Source organism: Mycetocola tolaasinivorans (assembly GCF_003667565.1).
Taxonomy (GTDB): domain Bacteria; phylum Actinomycetota; class Actinomycetes; order Actinomycetales; family Microbacteriaceae; genus Mycetocola; species Mycetocola tolaasinivorans.
In genome coordinates this window covers 38,380-53,844 of sequence record NZ_RCUX01000013.1, presented here as the reverse complement: position 1 = coordinate 53,844, position 15,465 = coordinate 38,380, and the positions used below count along the sequence as shown (strand labels likewise).

The window sequence follows — 15,465 nt, the reverse complement described above, 5'->3', positions numbered from 1 at the left end:
ACCCCGGGAAATCGTGGATTCTCTGTGCACGCGCTGTCGGTTTGCCGTTCGCCACTAGGCTGGAGGGGTGGCTCACCTGTTGGGGGCGGAATCGCTCCACCTAGAATTTCCCACCCGCGTCATCTTTGAGAAGATCACTGTCGGGGTCAATGAGGGCGACCGGATCGGTATCGTCGGTCGCAACGGTGATGGCAAGTCCACGCTGCTGCAGCTGCTTGCCGGCCGGATGGAGCCCGACTCGGGGCGCGTCACGCGTCGCCGCGGCGTGACCATCGGTTACCTCGATCAGCGCGATATCCTCGACGACAACCTCACCGTGGCTCAGGCCATCGTGGGCAATACCGAGGAGTACATCTGGGCGGGCGATCCGAAGATCCGCGACGTCATCACCGGCCTGCTGTCGGACCTCCCCTGGACCGCCGAGATCGGCACCCTCTCCGGTGGTCAGCGCCGCCGGGTGGCCCTCGCCGCCCTGCTGGTGGGCGACTGGGACGTCCTGTTCCTTGACGAGCCCACCAACCACCTCGACGTCGAGGGCGTGGCCTGGCTCGCCGGTCACCTCAAGAGCCGCTGGATGCCCGGTCAGGGCGGCCTGCTGGTCGTGACCCACGACCGCTGGTTCCTGGACGAGGTTTCGACCGACACCTGGGAGGTGCACGATGGCATCATCGAGCCCTTCGAGGGTGGTTACGCGGCCTACGTGCTGCAGCGGGTGGAGCGCGACCGCATGGCCGCGACCATCGAGGGCAAGCGCCAGAACCTGATGAAGAAGGAGCTCGCCTGGCTGCGCCGCGGTGCTCCCGCACGCACGGCCAAGCCGAAGTTCCGCATCGAGGCAGCCAACGCCCTGATCGCCGATGTGCCCCCGGTGCGTAACACCGTGGCGATGAGTCAGATGGCCACCTCGCGCCTGGGCAAGGACGTTGTTGACCTCCTGGATGCCGGCGTGAAGTACGGTGACCGCACCATCCTGAAGAGCGTCGAGTGGCGCATCGCCCCGGGCGAGCGCACCGGTATCCTCGGTGTCAACGGTGCCGGAAAGTCGACCCTGCTGGGCCTCGTCACCGGCGAGGTGGAGCCCACCTCCGGTGTGGTGAAGCGCGGCAAGACCGTGAAGATCGCCGCCCTGACCCAGCAGCTTGCCGAACTGGAGGACATCCAGAACGAGCGCGTTTCGGCCGTGATCGGTCGCTACCGCACGAGCTATAAGGCCGGCGATAAGGAGATGACCCCGGGTCAGCTGCTTGAGCAGATGGGCTTCGCCTCCGCTCAGCTACAGACCCCGGTGAAGGATCTCTCCGGTGGCCAGAAGCGCCGCCTGCAGCTGCTGCTCATTCTGCTGGACGAGCCGAACGTGCTGATCCTCGATGAGCCCACCAACGACCTCGACACGGACATGCTTGCGGCCATGGAAGACCTGCTGGACACCTGGCCGGGAACCCTGCTCGTGGTCTCGCACGACCGCTACCTGCTGGAGCGCGTCACCGATCAGCAGTATGCGGTGCTGGACGGCGACCTGCGCCACCTCCCCGGCGGAGTGGACGAGTACCTGCGCATCCGTAACGCGACGCCCGCGTCGGCGAGCAAGCCCGAGGAGCTGACCTCGCAGGCCAGCTCGGCACCGGCGAAGCCCGGCCTCAGCGGCGGCGAACTGCACCGCGCGCAGAAGGAGCTGGCCTCCATCGAGCGCCGCATCCAGAAGGCGACCGCCTCGATCGATGCCGCCCATGCCCGCCTCGCCGAGCACGACCAGAGCGACTATGCGGGCCTCGGCAAGATCACCGAGGAAACCCAGAAGCTCGCCGCCGACATCTCCACCCTGGAGGAGCGCTGGCTCGAGCTGACGGATCTCCTGGGGTCGTGACCCCGGTCATTCCGCCCACGCAGCGCCTCATTTTTGAGACGCTGCGTGGGCGTTTTGACGCCGACGGGTGGTGGCCGGCCGAAACACCGTTCGAGATGATGGTCGGCGCGATCCTGGTGCAGAACACCGCCTGGCGAAACGTGGAGCGGTCGATCGAGGCGCTGCGCGAGGGCGAGCTACTGTCGCCCGCTGCGCTTGCGGAAATCCCCGCCGAGCAACTGGCCGAGGTCATTCGATCGAGTGGCTTCATGACCGCGAAGTCGCGTTCGGCGGCGGCACTCGCACGCTGGGTGGTCGAGACGGACGCCCTGAACGGAGGAGTGCGTGCTCGGACAGATGCCGAGCTCCGCGAGGAACTGCTCGCGCTGCCGGGAATCGGCCCCGAGACCGCCGACGTGATCGGACTCTACGCCTTTGACCGCCCGGCCTTCATCTGGGACACCTACGCCCGCCGCATGCTCACGGCCGTGGGCTACCCGGTACCCGGCAGCTATCCCGCGGCCCGCCGCGCGCTGTCCGCGACGGCCTCGGCCGCGGGCTTCAGCGTGCCCGAGTACCGCGAGTATCACGGCCTGATCGTCGAGGCGGGCAAGCACGCACGCAGCCTCGGTGGCTGGGATGTGCTGGCGGCGGAGCTGTTTCCTGCACGATGAAAAATCCGTGGGCAGCCCGGACAAACCGGGTGCCCACGGATGTCTCGCACGCTAGTTGAACAGCCTGCGGAACAGGTTGGTTTCGGCCAGGTCGAGCAGTTCCTCGCCGTTACCGGAGAGGATCGTGCGCAGCGCGTAGAGGGTGAATCCCTTGGCCTGGGCGGCGGTGACGGTGGGCGGAATCGAGAGCTCCTGGCGGGCGGTCATCACCTCGACCAGCGCCGGGCCATCGTGATCAAACGCCGTGCGCAGCGCGCCCTCGAGGTCATCGGGGTTTTCCACACGCTGACCGTGCAGGCCGAGTGCGGTGGCGACCTCGGCGAAGTTCGGGTTATCGAGGCCGGTGCCGTAGGTCACGAAGCCCGCAGCCTTCATCTCCAGCTCCACGAAGTTGAGGGAGGAGTTGTTGAACACCACGACCTTGACCGGCAGCTTCAGCTGGCGCAGCGTGATCAGCTCGCCCAGCAGCATCGCGAGCCCGCCATCGCCGGAGAGCGCCACCACCTGGCGTTCCGGGAAGGCTGACTGCGCACCGATGGCGTGCGGCACGGCGTTTGCCATCGTGCCGTGGGTGAAGGAGCCGATCAGGCGGCGCTTGCCGTTCATTTTCAGGTAGCGAGAGGCCCACACCACGGGGGAGCCCACATCGGGGATGAACACCGCATCGTCGGTTGCGAGCTCGCTGATGAGCCGCGCCACATACTGCGGGTGGATTGGCGTGCGGTTTTTATCGTTGGTGGCGAGGTCATCAAGACCCTTGCGTGCCTTCTGATAGTGCTTGAGCGAGGTATCGAGGTGTTTGGAATCGGTGCGCTCGCGCAGCAGCGGCAGCAGGGCCGCGGCGGTGTCTTTGACCGAGCCGACGAGGCCCAGATCGATCGGGGTGTGCTGCCCGAGGTTTTCACCGCGAATATCAACCTGGATGATCTTCGCCTTCGATGGGTAGAACTGGCGATAGGGGAAACCAGTGCCGAGCATGAGCAGCACCTCGGCATTTTCCATCGCGCGATAGCCCGAGGAGAATCCGAGCAGGCCGGTCATGCCCACGTCGTAGGGATTGTCGTATTCGATAAACTCCTTGCCGCGGAGCGCGTGCACGATGGGGGCCTTGAGGTGTCCGGCCAGGGCAATGACCTCATCGTGGGCACCCTCGGTGCCGGCACCGGCGAGGATCGTGACGTCCTCGCAACCGTTGAGAATCTCCGCCGCCTGCGCGAGCAGGTCGTCGGCGGGGCGGGTGATCCGCGGGGCGTGCACAATCGGGGCCGAGCGGCGAACATTCGGGCTGCTCTGCAGGAGAATATCGCCCGGGATGACTACCACCGCGACCCCGCGCAGCTCGATCGCCATGCGCATCGCGCGCTCGATTACAAACGGCACCTGCTCGGCCACGCTCACCAGCTCGGTGTAGACCGAGGCCTCGCGGAAGAGTTCCTGCGGGTGGGTCTCCTGGAAGTATCCGCTTCCGATCTCGGCACTTGGAATCTGCGCCGCGATCGCGAGGACCGGTACCCGGCTTCGGTTGGCATCAAAGAGGCCGTTAATAAGGTGCGTGTTACCGGGCCCGCAACTACCCGCGCACACGGTGATCTGACCGGTTAGCCCAGCCTCGGCCGCCGCCGCGAAGGCCGCGGCCTCCTCGTTACGCACGTGCTGCCAGGCGATGGTGCCGTCCTTGCGCAGGGCATCGGTGAACCCGTTGAGGGAGTCCCCGGGGAGGCCGTAGACGCGCCTGACCCCCGCATCCTTGATCGTTTCGACGATGGTTTCGGCAATGCTTGGCATGTGATTCCTCCCGTGTGTCGTGAACGTTCCTTCCCCCACCCTACGCGGGGGAGATGCGCGCGTCACGGGCGATTTTGCTCCTAAACGGGCGAACCGGTCCCGCCAGGCCGAAATCCGCCACGCCGCAGATGTCGCTACAAGGGGTCGCAAAAATCCCCGAGATTCCGGGAATAAAACGGAACGTGTATCGGTTTGTTACGGGCCGTTTTCCGCTATCGTCAGGGCTTCTCTACGGTTGAAACATCGTGAGAAGTGCTCGCGGAGAAAGGAAGCCCAGATGTCTATCAAGCACAAAATCGCCGGAGTTGTCGCAGGAATGGCCGCGATTGCACTGCTGGCTGGTTGCTCCTCGTCAGCTACCCCCGAGGCTGGCAAGTCCGCGGACGCCGACAAGGTAATCAAGATCGGTGTTGTCGGAGCGAGTGACCCCTACTGGGCCACCTACACCGAAGAGGCCAAGAAGGCCGGCATCAACATCGAGATCAAGAACTTCACCGAGTACCCGCAGGTAAACCCGGCACTGACCAACGGCGACGTTGACATCAACCAGTTCCAGCACCTCATCTACCTGGCGCAGTACAACGTGGGTAAGGGCGAAGACCTGACCCCGATCGGTTCGACCGCGATCTACCCGCTGCCCCTCTACTCGAAGAAGTTCAAGGACGTCAAGGACATCCCCGAGGGCGCGACCATCGCGATCCCCAACGATGACTCCAACCAGGCACGTGCCCTGCTCACCCTGCAGGGTGCCGGTCTCGTCAAGCTGAAGGACGGCGGCTCGATCGTCTCCAAGGCCGACGACATCGAGGATGGCTCGAAGGTCAAGGTCATCACCGTTGACGGTTCGCTGGCGCCCCAGCAGCTGGACGACCCGGCCGTGGCCGGTGCCGTGATCAACAACGACTTCGCCTCCAAGGCAGGCATCGACATCAACTCCGCCATCGCCAAGGACAGCGCCGACGACCCCAAGTCGCAGGCCTACGTCAATGTGTTCGCGGTTCGCGCCAAGGACAAGGACAACGAGACCTACAAGAAGCTCGTTGACATCTACCAGAACTCGCAGGCCGTGCTGGACGGTGTCCAGAAGGTCAGTGGCGGCACCGCCGTCTTCGCAAAGATCCCCGCAGCGGACCTCGAGAAGACCCTCGCCGACGTTGAGAAGACCGTCAAGGCTTCGAAGTAGTCAGACGGTTCTACCGCACCCCGGGCGGCGATGAGAGACACAGTCTCTGATCGTCGCCCGCGGGCGTCTCCGGCATGGTAGTTTCGCCGAGGCCCCGCCCGTAGGGGGAACACACCTAAGCAGCGGCTACGCCGCAATCGCAGTAGCGAGGAGTACACGCATGGCACTGGTCAGCCTGACCGACGTCACCAAGACATATCCGGATCCGAGCAATCGCAAAAAGCAGATTGCCGCGATCGACGGCGTCTCCCTGGATATTCAGGCGGGCGAGATTTACGGCATCATCGGATACTCCGGTGCGGGAAAATCCACACTGGTACGCCTGATCAACGCCCTCGAATCCGCCACCTCGGGCAGCATCCTGGTGGATGGCGCCGAGGTCACGACCATGCGCGAGGGCCAGCTGCGCAAGCTCCGCCTGGGCGTGGGCATGATCTTCCAGCAGTTCAACCTCTTCAACTCGAAGTCCGTGCGCGCAAACATTGCCTACCCGCTCAAGGTGGCCGGCGTACCGCGGGCCGAACGCATCCGTCGGGTAAACGAACTGCTCGCGTTTGTCGGCCTCACCGAGAAGGCAAGGTCGTTCCCCGACCAGCTCTCCGGTGGCCAGAAACAGCGCGTGGGTATTGCGCGCGCTCTCGCGACCTCACCGCGCATCCTGCTCGCCGACGAGGCCACGAGCGCGCTCGACCCGGAGACCACGCACGAGGTACTGGGCCTGCTTAAGAAGGTCAACCAGGAACTCGGCATCACCATCATCGTGATCACCCACGAGATGGACGTCATCCAGCAGATCGCCACCCGCGTGGCCGTCATGGAAAACGGCCGGGTCATCGAGGACGGCGAGGTCTACTCGGTGTTCTCGAACCCGCAGCACGCAGCCACACGCCGCTTCGTCTCCACCGTGGTGCGCGGCATTCCCGCCGGCGACGAGCTCGCCGTACTGCGGCAGCGTCACCCCGGCCGAATCTTCACCGTCTCGATCCTCGACGGCGACACCGGCCAGTCTCGCGTGTTTGAAATCCTCACCCGCGCCGGGCTCTCATTCGAGCTGATCTACGGCGGTATCAACGACATTCAGGGCCGCACCTTTGGCCACCTGACCATCGCCGTAACCGGTGCCGACGCGGCCATCGAGTCCGCCTTCGCCGAGATTTCCGCGCTGACCGAGATCGTGGAGGCCCGCTGATGGATGACGTCATCAAGTACCTGCCCAACCTGCTCACCGCTACCTGGGAAACCCTCTACATCGTCAGCTTCGCGCTGCTGATCGGTGGTTTCTTCGGTCTGATCCTCGGCCTCGTTCTGTATGTAACCCGGCCGGGCAACATCCTGGAAAACCGCGTCATCTTCGCGATCCTGAACATCATCGTGAACATCTTCCGGCCGATCCCGTTCCTGATCTTCCTCGTGGCGCTACAGCCGCTAACCCGCATCGTCATCGGCACCGGAAACGGCAATACCGCGATGGTCTTCACGATGTCGATGGCCGCGATGTTCGGCATCAGCCGTATCGTCGAGCAGAACCTTCTGACGGTGTCGCCCGGCGTCATCGAGGCCGCCCGCTCGGTGGGTGCCTCCCGCCTGCGTGTCATCTTTACCGTGATCCTCAGCGAGGCCCTCGGGCCCCTGATCCTCGGCTACACCTTCGTACTCGTGGCCATCGTGGACATGTCCGCACTGGCCGGAACGATCGCCGGTGGTGGTCTCGGAACGTTCGCGCTCGAATACGGCTACCGCGCCTTCAACGACCCGGTCACCATTGCCGCGCTGGTCGCGGTGATCATCCTGGTACAGATCATCCAGTTCCTCGGCAACTGGCTGGCCCGCAAGGTTCTGCGCCGCTAGAGCGAACGCGAAGACGCCCACCTGGTTCCCTCGGGAATCGGGTGGGCGTTTGCGTATGCCGCATGGGCGCGGTCGGGGAGCGCACGCCAGACTAGGGCACGCGGGTTCGGGGGCGCTGGCTAGGAGTCGACACCCAGGCGGCGCAGCAGCACCGACAGTGCCTCCTGCTCCCGCTCGCTGAGGGCGGAGAGCAGCTGCGACTCGGCGGCCAGCAGGGCGGAGATCGCGGCGTCCACCGCGTCGCGGCCCGCGGCGGTCATGACCACGAGGATGCCGCGGCCATCGTTCGGATCGGTTTCGCGGCGCACCAGACCGCGCGCAACCAGCCGATCGATGCGGTTGGTCATGGTGCCGCTCGACACCAGGTTCTGCGTCAGCAGGGTCTTCGGGCTCAGCGTAAACGGGGAACCCGCGCGGCGTAGCGAGGCGAGGACATCAAACTCCCAGGGCTCGAGGCCCGGTTCGGCGAAGGCCGCGCGCCGGGCGACATCGAGCTGGTGGCTCAGCCGATCCACTCGGGAGAGGACCCGCAGGGGTGCAAAATCGAGATCGGGGCGCTCGCGTTCCCACGAGCGCACGATCAGATCGACTTCATCCGGATGTGCGGGCATCTCCCTATTATCTCGACTTCGAGACAGTTTTGCAGGATTGACGGGAAATCCACACCCTCCGCGTCGGCGTGTGACGGCTTCCGGAGGTGCGCCGATCACCGCAGAAACACGCGGATCCCGCGGTCAGGTGAAGATCTCACCGAACCATTTCGGCGGAGAAGTTCCCCGCGCACCGCGTTGTCGTCCGTCAGGGCCTCGCGAATCTGGCAGACTGGAACAGCACACGTCCTCGACGTGATCCGCCTTGGTGTAACGGCAGCACGGCAGCCTTTGGAGCTGTCCGGTCCAGGTTCGAATCCTGGAGGCGGAGCGTAGTGTTTAACGTGCAGTAACCCGCTAGGAAAGGAATCGAGTGACCGATTCGCAGCTCGCCGTTATCGTCCTTGCCGCTGGCCAGGGCACCCGCATGAAGTCCCGCACCCCGAAGGTGCTGCACCCGCTGGGTGGGCGCACCGTGGTGGGGCACGTGGTCGAAGCCGCTCGTCGTCTCGAAGCCGCGCACGTGCTCGCCGTGGTTCGCCACGAACGCGACCTCGTGGCCGCCTCGATCTCCGAGCAGCTCCCCGACGTACTCATCGTCGATCAGGACGACGTTCCCGGCACCGGACGCGCGGTTGAACTCGCGGTAGCGGCGCTGCCCGCGGGCTTCTCGGGGGATGTCCTCGTGCTGAACGGCGACGTGCCGCTGCTCACCGCCGAAACCCTCGGCGACCTCATCGCCCGTCACCGCGAGACCGGCGCCTCCGCCACCATTCTTTCCGCGATCCTTGACGACGCCACCGGCTACGGCCGCATCATCCGCGGTGCCGATGGCGAACTCGATCGCATCGTTGAGCACAAGGACGCCACCGAGGCGGAGCTCGCCGCGCGCGAGATCAACGCCGGCATCTACCTCTTCGGATTCGCCGCGCTGCGCGAGCAGCTTGCGGCCCTCACCACCGACAACGCCCAGGGCGAGAAGTACGTCACCGACGTTCTCGGCCTGCTGCGGACCGCCGGCGCGGCCGTGGCGGCCCTTCCGGTGAGCGATGCCTGGGAGGTCGAGGGCATCAACGACCGCGTCCAGCTGGCCGCCGCCGCCGCCCGCCTCAACACCGTCACCATCGAGCGCTGGCAGCGCGCCGGCGTCACCGTTCAAGACCCCCGCACCACCTGGATCGATGTCCAGGCCACCCTGGCACCGGATGTCACCCTGAAGCCCGGCACCCAGATCCTCGGCCCGAGCGTGATCGAGAGTGACGCCGTGATCGGTCCGGACACCACGCTGTTCGCCGTGGAGGTGGGCGCGGGTGCCGAGGTGAAGCGCACCGAAGCCAGCCACAGCGTCATCGGTGCGGGTGCCACGGTGGGCCCGTTCACGTTCCTGCGCCCCGGCACCATCCTGGGTGCAAACGGCAAGATCGGCGGTTTCGTCGAGACCAAGAACGCCGTCATCGGTGCGGGTTCAAAGGTGCCCCACCTGTCCTACGTGGGTGACGCCACCATCGGTGACGAAACCAACATTGGTGCGGGCACAATCTTCGCCAATTATGACGGCGTAAACAAGGCATCCTCGACCGTGGGCTCCCACGTTCGGATCGGATCGCACAGTGTGGTCGTCGCTCCGGTTACAATTGGAGACGGCGCGTACTCGGGCGCGGGCACCGTGGTTCGGAAAAACGTTCCGGCCGGGAGCCTCGCCATCAACGTTTCACCGCAGCGCAACCTCGAGGGCTGGACCGAGTCCAAGCGTCCCGGAAGCGCGGCGGCACTGGCGGCAGAGACCGCCAATTCCCCCACAGCAGATAACTGAATAACGCGAAACGTCGGTCGAGACCGGCAGGAAGCAGGAGTGGTGTCCGGCATTAAAACGAATGGTCAGAAGCGTCTTGTTCTGGTCGCGGGTCGCTCGCACCCCGAGCTCGCAGAGGCAGTAGCCGAAGCGCTCGGGTCCGAGCTCGTCCCGACCGACGCTCGAACCTTCGCCAACGGTGAGATCTACGCACGGTTCGACGAGAGCGTGCGTGGTTGTGATGCGTTTGTCATCCAGTCTCACACCGCTCCCATCAACGAGTGGCTGATGGAGCAGCTGATCATGGTCGACGCCCTCAAGCGTGCCTCCGCCAAGCGGATCACCGTGGTCGCCCCGTTCTACCCCTACGCACGTCAGGATAAGAAGGGCCGCGGACGCGAGCCGATCTCCGCCCGCCTCGTCGCCGACCTCTTCAAGACCGCCGGTGCCAACCGCATCATGTCGGTCGACCTGCACGCCTCGCAGATCCAGGGCTTCTTCGACGGCCCCGTCGACCACCTGTTCGCGATGCCGGTTCTGCTTGAGCACTTCCGTGCCTCGCTCGACCGGTCCGAGCTCACCGTGGTCTCCCCGGATATGGGCCGCGTTCGCGTGGCCGACATGTGGAGCGACCAGCTGGATGCCCCGCTGGCCATCATCCACAAGCGTCGTGACCCGCTGGTTGCCAACCAGGTCACCGTGCACGAGATCGTCGGTAACGTCAATGGTCGCGTCTGCCTCCTGGTCGACGACATGATCGACACCGGCGGCACCATCGTCAAGGCGGCCCAGGCCCTCAAGGACAACGGTGCAACCCGCGTGATCGTGGCCGCAACCCACGCCGTTTTCTCGGATCCCGCCAGCGAGATCCTGCAGTCGGCCTGTGTCGACGAGGTTGTTGTCACCGACACCCTGCCGATCCCCGAGCACAAGCGCTTCGACACCCTCACCATTCTGCCGATCGCGCCGCTGCTCGCCCGCGCGATCCACGAGGTCTTCGAGGATGGCTCGGTCACCTCGATGTTCGACGGTGCCGCCTAGGTCATAGCGTCATAGCGTCATAGCGTCATAGCGTCAACGCACAACGCCTCCCGTTCTCTGGAACGGGAGGCGTTGTGCGTTGAGGCAGGACCGCCCTCGCGGGCACTGTGCGGTGTGGGCGCTACCGGTGTGGCGCTACTCTGCGGGGTCGGGCAGGGGAGCGGCCACGGTGGCCGGAGCCAGGGCCGCGCGCCGAGCGATGATGCCCCCGCGGGCACGCATCAGGTTCGGAACAACGAGGTACACGGCCAGCGGCACCACGACGGCGGTCAGGACCAGCGTGCGCAGGGGGAGCGGCCAGCCCGCGGACAGCGGTTCGAGCGCAAACGACCCGAGGGTCACGAGGGGGAAGATCGCGAGCCAGGTGATGAGCGCGCGGGTGTGGGTAGAGGGCTGATGCTGAGTCACTGAATAATCTCCAACTGTTCGGTTGCAATTTTGAGAGTAGTACCCGCGCACGAATTCTGCAACCGTTTGGTTGGAGTTGCTAGGATGGACCCATGGCCTGGGATACGGAACGCACTCAAAAACTCCTGTTGGACGCCGCCACCGTGTGCTTCAGTGAGTCCGGGTTGGCCGGTACGCGCATCGACGCGATCGCGCGCGCGGCGGGCGTGAATAAGGAGCGCATCTACACCTACTTTGGGAACAAGGAGGCGCTCTTTGAGACCGTACTCTCGCGTGAACTCCAGACATTCGTGGGGCAGGTGCACGTATCCGGAGTCGGCGCCGAGGCGGTGGGGGAGTATGCGGGGGCATTCTTCGATCGCTTCCACGAGAGCCCCCACCTGCCGCGCCTCCTCGCCTGGGAGGGGCTCGAGCGGTCCGACGCTCGTCTCGGTGGGCAGACCCGCCTTGAAAACTGCGTGGCGAAAGTGGACACCCTGGGCCACGCTCTGCCCGGCGTATCCCGCGGGCATACCGCGCAGCTTCTGCTCAGCATCATCATGCTGGCCGCGGCCTGGTGGACGATGCCGCAGATGAATCGCCTGGTGCTCGGCGGGAGTGAGGGTACGCAGGATGTTCCGCAGACCGCGGGTGATCGCTTCGGGCGCGACCGGCATCGTCGCGCGGATCTTGTGTTGCAGGTGACCGGAGCGGCGCGCGAGCTGTTGGCCAGGGTGGGTAGCCCCGTCGCGGTCGACCGGTAGCGGGTGTCGCCCGGCGGGCGTATCCTGATTTCATGACCTCCGAAACCACCGCACAGACCCCCGCCGTGACGATGTATGGCGCCGACTGGTGCCGCGACTGCGTGCGCTCCAAGGCGTTCCTGGAAAAGAACGGCGTGGAGTTCGAATACGTAGACCTCGTGGCCGATGAGACCGGTGCCGAGCGCGCGCACGCCATCTCCGGCCGCACCCAGATCCCCGTGATCGTGTTCCCCGATGGCGCGCACCAGGTTGAGCCGAGCGATCGTGACCTCGAAGCAAAGCTCAGCGAGCTGGGCATTCTCTAGGGGTCTGCCATACCAAAATTCACAAGAGGCGCATGTTTTCTCCGGAAAACGTGCGCCTTTAGTTTTGGCAACGTTGGCTTTCGTCAAACTAGTATGGTAGTTTTCTTGTGAGCGGAGGTGCCGCTCACCGCCTCACCAAGGGAGTTGACCGCGCATGCGTATCGCCAGTGCCGACATTATCGTCACGAGTCCGGACCGGAACTTCGTCACGCTGAAGATCACCACCGAAGACGGACTCACCGGCCTGGGCGACGCGACCCTGAATGGTCGCGAGCTCGCCGTGGTTGCCTACCTGCAGGAGCACGTTGTCCCGCTGCTGATCGGTGCCGACGCGCACCGCATCGAAGACATGTGGCAGTTCCTGTATCGCGGTGCCTACTGGCGCCGTGGCCCGGTCACCATGGCTGCCATTGCCTCGGTCGACATGGCCCTCTGGGACATCAAGGCCAAGGCTGCCGGAATGCCGCTGTACCAGCTGCTTGGTGGTGCCTCGCGTAACGGCCTGCTGGCGTACGGCCACGCCTCGGGTAAGTCGATGCCGGAGCTGTTCGACAGCATCCGCTCGCACCAGGAGCAGGGCTACCGCGCGATCCGCGTCCAGACCGGTGTGCCCGGGCTGAAGTCGATCTACGGCATCGCCTCCAACGACACCTTCGACGCCAACACCGGCGTGCGCTACGACCACGAGCCAGCCCAGCGCGGTGCCTACCCGGCCGAGGAGGACTGGGACACCCGCGCGTACCTGCGCCACGTGCCCACCGTCTTTGAGGCCGTTCGGAACGAGTTCGGCCCCGAGCTGCCCCTGCTGCACGACGGTCACCACCGGATGACCCCGATCCAGGCCGCGAAGCTCGGCAAGAGCCTCGAGCCCTACGACCTGTTCTGGCTCGAGGACTGCACCCCGGCCGAAAACCAGGAGGCACTGCGCCTGGTGCGCCAGCACACCACCACCCCGCTGGCCATCGGCGAAATCTTCAACACCCAGTGGGACTACCAGCAGATCATTCGCGAGCAGCTCATCGACTACGTGCGCTCGGCCGTGACCCACACCGGTGGTATCTCGCACCTCAAGAAGATCCTCGACTATGCCGCGCAGTACCAGATCAAGTCCGGTATGCACGGACCGACCGACATCTCCCCGGTGGGTATGGCCGCGGCCATGCACCTGGGCCTGTCGATCCACAACTTCGGTATCCAGGAGTACATGAAGCACGGAGCGAAGACCGACCAGGTCTTCGAGCAGTCCTTCACCTGGGAGAACGGCTACCTGCACCCGGGCAACAAGCCGGGTCTGGGCGTCGAGCTCAACCAGGACGAGGCGGGCAAGTACCCGTACGAGCAGGCCTACCTGCCCTACAACCGCCTCGCCGACGGCACCGTTCACGACTGGTAAATCACACCGGTTGTGCCCGCCCGGTGGAAACGCCGGGCGGCCCAGACTTCGATTGGTGGGTGCGGGTTTGCGCCGGGTGCACCCGCTAATCGAATACGTTTGACCCCGAGGGCTCGGGATGCCGCACGGCGTCCCGGGCCCTCCGGCCTAGGATGGAATTCATGACCGCTACCGCCGCTTCGGCACCCCGCGCCTCGGCTCGCTCGATCGCGTACGCGGAGATCCGTGACCGGGTCATCCAGGGCACCTACGCGCCGGGAACCGGGCTGAGCGAGGCTGACCTCGCCGCCGATCTCGGAGTGAGCCGGCAACCGGTACGGGAGGCCCTGCTCCTCGTCGCCCAGGAGGGACTCGTGGAGGTGCGTCCGCAGAGCGGTACCTACGTGGCACGGATCGACTCTGCGGTGGTTCGCCAGGCCCAGTTCATCCGTGAGGCGATCGAACTCGCCTCCCTCGAGGCCTGCCGTGATCGGGTGGATGCCGCACAGATCGCCGTGCTGCGCGACATCGTGGAGCGCCAGCGCGCAGTCACCGACCCCGAAGACTTTTACCCGCTCGATGAGGCCTTCCATCGCGCCCTGCTCGGCATCCCCGGGCACGAGACGGCCTGGGCCACCGTTGCCGGAGCAAAGGGCCACCTAGACCGCGTGCGCTACCACGGCCTCACCGGCTTTCGCTCGGTGAGCGAGTACATTCGCGACCACGAGCGCATCGTCGATGCGCTCGAAACCGGATCCATTCCCGGCGCGGCGGCCGAGCTGCGCGCGCACCTGCGCTTCGTCCTGATCGACCTTGACGGCCTCGAGCGCAGCCACCCCGAGTACTTCGAACCGGTGGGCCCCGCGCGGCGTTAGCGGTTCAGTGGGCTGTGAGGGGTGTCCCAAACACTCGTCTACGTTTTGCGCGCCCGTGAGAGTGTCACAAATTCTCCACAAGTCTCGAAGATCTCCTCGCCGTGCTCGGTGTCCTGCCCAGAATAGAACCCGGGGCCATTCTGATATCACTCGGTACCCGTCCGTTCCTGGTCCGAGGGTTCCCCGCCTATTTCGAATCAGGCGCACGTCGCACGATTATCGTGGAGCATGACGACAGCCTCACCCTCGTCCGAAGTGCCCTCGGCCTCGCACCGGAGACGGCCATGCTCTCTCGTGGCCCCCGTGAACGGCTGGCACGCGCGTATACGCGCGACACGGTGCTCAGACTCTGGCAAAACAGGTTTCTCGCGAACCCGCGCATCGGCATTGTCATATATGTCCTCAGTTCCGATGATCAATTCTTGACGAGTGCGGCGACTGCTGGAGCAACTCGGGTTGGTCCGCTTCCACCGCACACTCGAGGACTGTCTCCCCTGGGGTGGATCGCCGAGATCACGCGAGAAAATGCCGAGGGGCGGGTGCGCTCGCGTCACCGAAGTAACACGGAAATGATCGTCCCATTGCGCGTCCCACATCGAGTCGTCGGCGTATTACGCATATCCGGAGTATGCGGGCAAGATCACGCGCAAGAATCCCACGTAGCCTTATTGCCATACGCGGAATCGCTTCAGTTTGCACGTGTTGCAGCGGGGTCGGGGCCGCTCAACGCCAACAACTAGTTCCGTCTGAATCCGAACCCGAGGAGGGAAATCATGTCTGAACCGCGCAGTGAGCTCACGGTGGCACATCAGCCTGATCGAGCACCATACTGGGCAGATCACCAAACGGCACGCGAGTACCGAGAGCAGATCGATCGGCAGGTGGAGATGATTGTGAAGGCAATCTGGTCTGATGTGCTCCGACTACGCTGGCGTGGTTTGCGTGCGCGCCACGGAATTCACCCGCGGCAGCTCCGGCGATAAAACAACGCGGCCCCGCCCGAGGG

14 protein-coding genes and 1 tRNA gene are annotated in these 15,465 nt (G+C 65.0%); 12 read left to right on the top strand and 3 right to left on the bottom strand.

The features are described from left to right. Positions 1–67 precede the first annotated feature (67 nt). The gene (locus D9V32_RS14325; protein ID WP_121649600.1) at positions 68–1,864 is read left to right on the top strand and encodes an ABC-F family ATP-binding cassette domain-containing protein; all 1,797 of its coding nucleotides are present in this window, start codon (positions 68–70) and stop codon (positions 1,862–1,864) included. Beyond that, the gene (locus tag D9V32_RS14320) at positions 1,861–2,517 is read left to right on the top strand and encodes an endonuclease III domain-containing protein (protein WP_220700719.1); all 657 of its coding nucleotides are present in this window, start codon (positions 1,861–1,863) and stop codon (positions 2,515–2,517) included. The genes D9V32_RS14325 and D9V32_RS14320 overlap by 4 nt, the downstream gene beginning before the upstream one ends. Before the next feature lie 51 nt (positions 2,518–2,568). Here D9V32_RS14320 and poxB read toward each other — a convergent pair whose 3' ends face one another. After that, positions 2,569–4,302, bottom strand: a complete 1,734-nt coding sequence (gene poxB, locus D9V32_RS14315; RefSeq protein ID WP_121649599.1) for a ubiquinone-dependent pyruvate dehydrogenase — start codon at positions 4,300–4,302, stop codon at positions 2,569–2,571. Between the two features lie 277 nt (positions 4,303–4,579). On the opposite strand from poxB, the gene D9V32_RS14310 reads away from it, so the two are divergent. The 3 genes from D9V32_RS14310 (at position 4,580) to D9V32_RS14300 (ending at position 7,333) form a co-directional block, all read left to right on the top strand. After that, the gene (locus D9V32_RS14310; protein WP_121649598.1) at positions 4,580–5,485 is read left to right on the top strand and encodes a MetQ/NlpA family ABC transporter substrate-binding protein; all 906 of its coding nucleotides are present in this window, start codon (positions 4,580–4,582) and stop codon (positions 5,483–5,485) included. A gap of 160 nt (positions 5,486–5,645) precedes the next feature. Continuing rightward, positions 5,646–6,674 (top strand): methionine ABC transporter ATP-binding protein, encoded by a 1,029-nt coding sequence (locus D9V32_RS14305; RefSeq protein ID WP_121649597.1) that lies wholly within the window; start codon positions 5,646–5,648, stop codon positions 6,672–6,674. Beyond that, positions 6,674–7,333, top strand: a complete 660-nt coding sequence (locus tag D9V32_RS14300; protein ID WP_121649596.1) for a methionine ABC transporter permease — start codon at positions 6,674–6,676, stop codon at positions 7,331–7,333. The genes D9V32_RS14305 and D9V32_RS14300 overlap by 1 nt, the downstream gene beginning before the upstream one ends. 119 nt (positions 7,334–7,452) lie before the next feature. Here the strand turns inward: D9V32_RS14300 and D9V32_RS14295 are convergent, their stop codons facing one another. Beyond that, positions 7,453–7,944, bottom strand: a complete 492-nt coding sequence (locus D9V32_RS14295) for a MarR family winged helix-turn-helix transcriptional regulator (RefSeq protein WP_121649595.1) — start codon at positions 7,942–7,944, stop codon at positions 7,453–7,455. Between the two features lie 238 nt (positions 7,945–8,182). On the opposite strand from D9V32_RS14295, the gene D9V32_RS14290 reads away from it, so the two are divergent. From D9V32_RS14290 to D9V32_RS14280, 3 genes are all read left to right on the top strand, one after another. After that, positions 8,183–8,254: transfer RNA gene (locus D9V32_RS14290), tRNA-Gln, on the top strand. Positions 8,255–8,296: 42 nt separating this feature from the next. Further along, positions 8,297–9,736: a bifunctional UDP-N-acetylglucosamine diphosphorylase/glucosamine-1-phosphate N-acetyltransferase GlmU gene (gene glmU / locus D9V32_RS14285; RefSeq protein ID WP_121649594.1), complete on the top strand. Its 1,440-nt coding sequence runs from the start codon at positions 8,297–8,299 to the stop codon at positions 9,734–9,736. Positions 9,737–9,778: 42 nt separating this feature from the next. Next, positions 9,779–10,756 carry a ribose-phosphate diphosphokinase gene (locus D9V32_RS14280; RefSeq protein ID WP_121649623.1) on the top strand — a complete coding sequence of 326 codons (978 nt, stop codon included), beginning with the start codon at positions 9,779–9,781 and terminating at the stop codon, positions 10,754–10,756. Positions 10,757–10,891: 135 nt separating this feature from the next. Here the strand turns inward: D9V32_RS14280 and D9V32_RS14275 are convergent, their stop codons facing one another. After that, the gene (locus D9V32_RS14275; protein ID WP_121649593.1) at positions 10,892–11,164 is read right to left on the bottom strand and encodes a putative antibiotic biosynthesis monooxygenase; all 273 of its coding nucleotides are present in this window, start codon (positions 11,162–11,164) and stop codon (positions 10,892–10,894) included. Positions 11,165–11,256: 92 nt separating this feature from the next. Here D9V32_RS14275 and D9V32_RS14270 point away from each other — a divergent pair, with 92 nt between their 5' ends. The 4 genes from D9V32_RS14270 to D9V32_RS14255 all read left to right on the top strand — a co-directional run bounded on the left by D9V32_RS14270 (position 11,257) and on the right by D9V32_RS14255 (position 14,459). Continuing rightward, positions 11,257–11,907, top strand: coding sequence for a TetR/AcrR family transcriptional regulator (locus D9V32_RS14270; RefSeq protein WP_121649592.1), 651 nt, complete (start codon positions 11,257–11,259; stop codon positions 11,905–11,907). A gap of 32 nt (positions 11,908–11,939) precedes the next feature. After that, positions 11,940–12,212, top strand: coding sequence for a glutaredoxin family protein (locus D9V32_RS14265; protein WP_121649591.1), 273 nt, complete (start codon positions 11,940–11,942; stop codon positions 12,210–12,212). 154 nt (positions 12,213–12,366) lie between these two features. Continuing rightward, positions 12,367–13,605, top strand: coding sequence for a D-mannonate dehydratase ManD (gene manD / locus D9V32_RS14260; RefSeq protein WP_121649590.1), 1,239 nt, complete (start codon positions 12,367–12,369; stop codon positions 13,603–13,605). A 161-nt stretch (positions 13,606–13,766) separates the two neighbouring features. Then, entirely contained in the window at positions 13,767–14,459 is a 693-nt protein-coding gene (locus D9V32_RS14255; protein WP_183086334.1) for a GntR family transcriptional regulator, read from the top strand. Positions 14,460–15,465 lie beyond the last annotated feature (1,006 nt).

Excerpts from the sequence above, each read along its gene's own strand:
- poxB (WP_121649599.1), bottom strand. The coding sequence starts at position 4,302 with ATGCCAAGCATTGCCGAAACCATCGTCGAAACGATCAAGGATGCGGGG.
- D9V32_RS14310 (WP_121649598.1), top strand. The coding sequence starts at position 4,580 with ATGTCTATCAAGCACAAAATCGCCGGAGTTGTCGCAGGAATGGCCGCG.
- D9V32_RS14305 (WP_121649597.1), top strand. The coding sequence starts at position 5,646 with ATGGCACTGGTCAGCCTGACCGACGTCACCAAGACATATCCGGATCCG.
- D9V32_RS14300 (WP_121649596.1), top strand. The coding sequence starts at position 6,674 with ATGGATGACGTCATCAAGTACCTGCCCAACCTGCTCACCGCTACCTGG.
- D9V32_RS14295 (WP_121649595.1), bottom strand. The coding sequence starts at position 7,944 with ATGCCCGCACATCCGGATGAAGTCGATCTGATCGTGCGCTCGTGGGAA.
- D9V32_RS14270 (WP_121649592.1), top strand. The coding sequence starts at position 11,257 with ATGGCCTGGGATACGGAACGCACTCAAAAACTCCTGTTGGACGCCGCC.
- D9V32_RS14265 (WP_121649591.1), top strand. The coding sequence starts at position 11,940 with ATGACCTCCGAAACCACCGCACAGACCCCCGCCGTGACGATGTATGGC.
- manD (WP_121649590.1), top strand. The coding sequence starts at position 12,367 with ATGCGTATCGCCAGTGCCGACATTATCGTCACGAGTCCGGACCGGAAC.
- D9V32_RS14255 (WP_183086334.1), top strand. The coding sequence starts at position 13,767 with ATGACCGCTACCGCCGCTTCGGCACCCCGCGCCTCGGCTCGCTCGATC.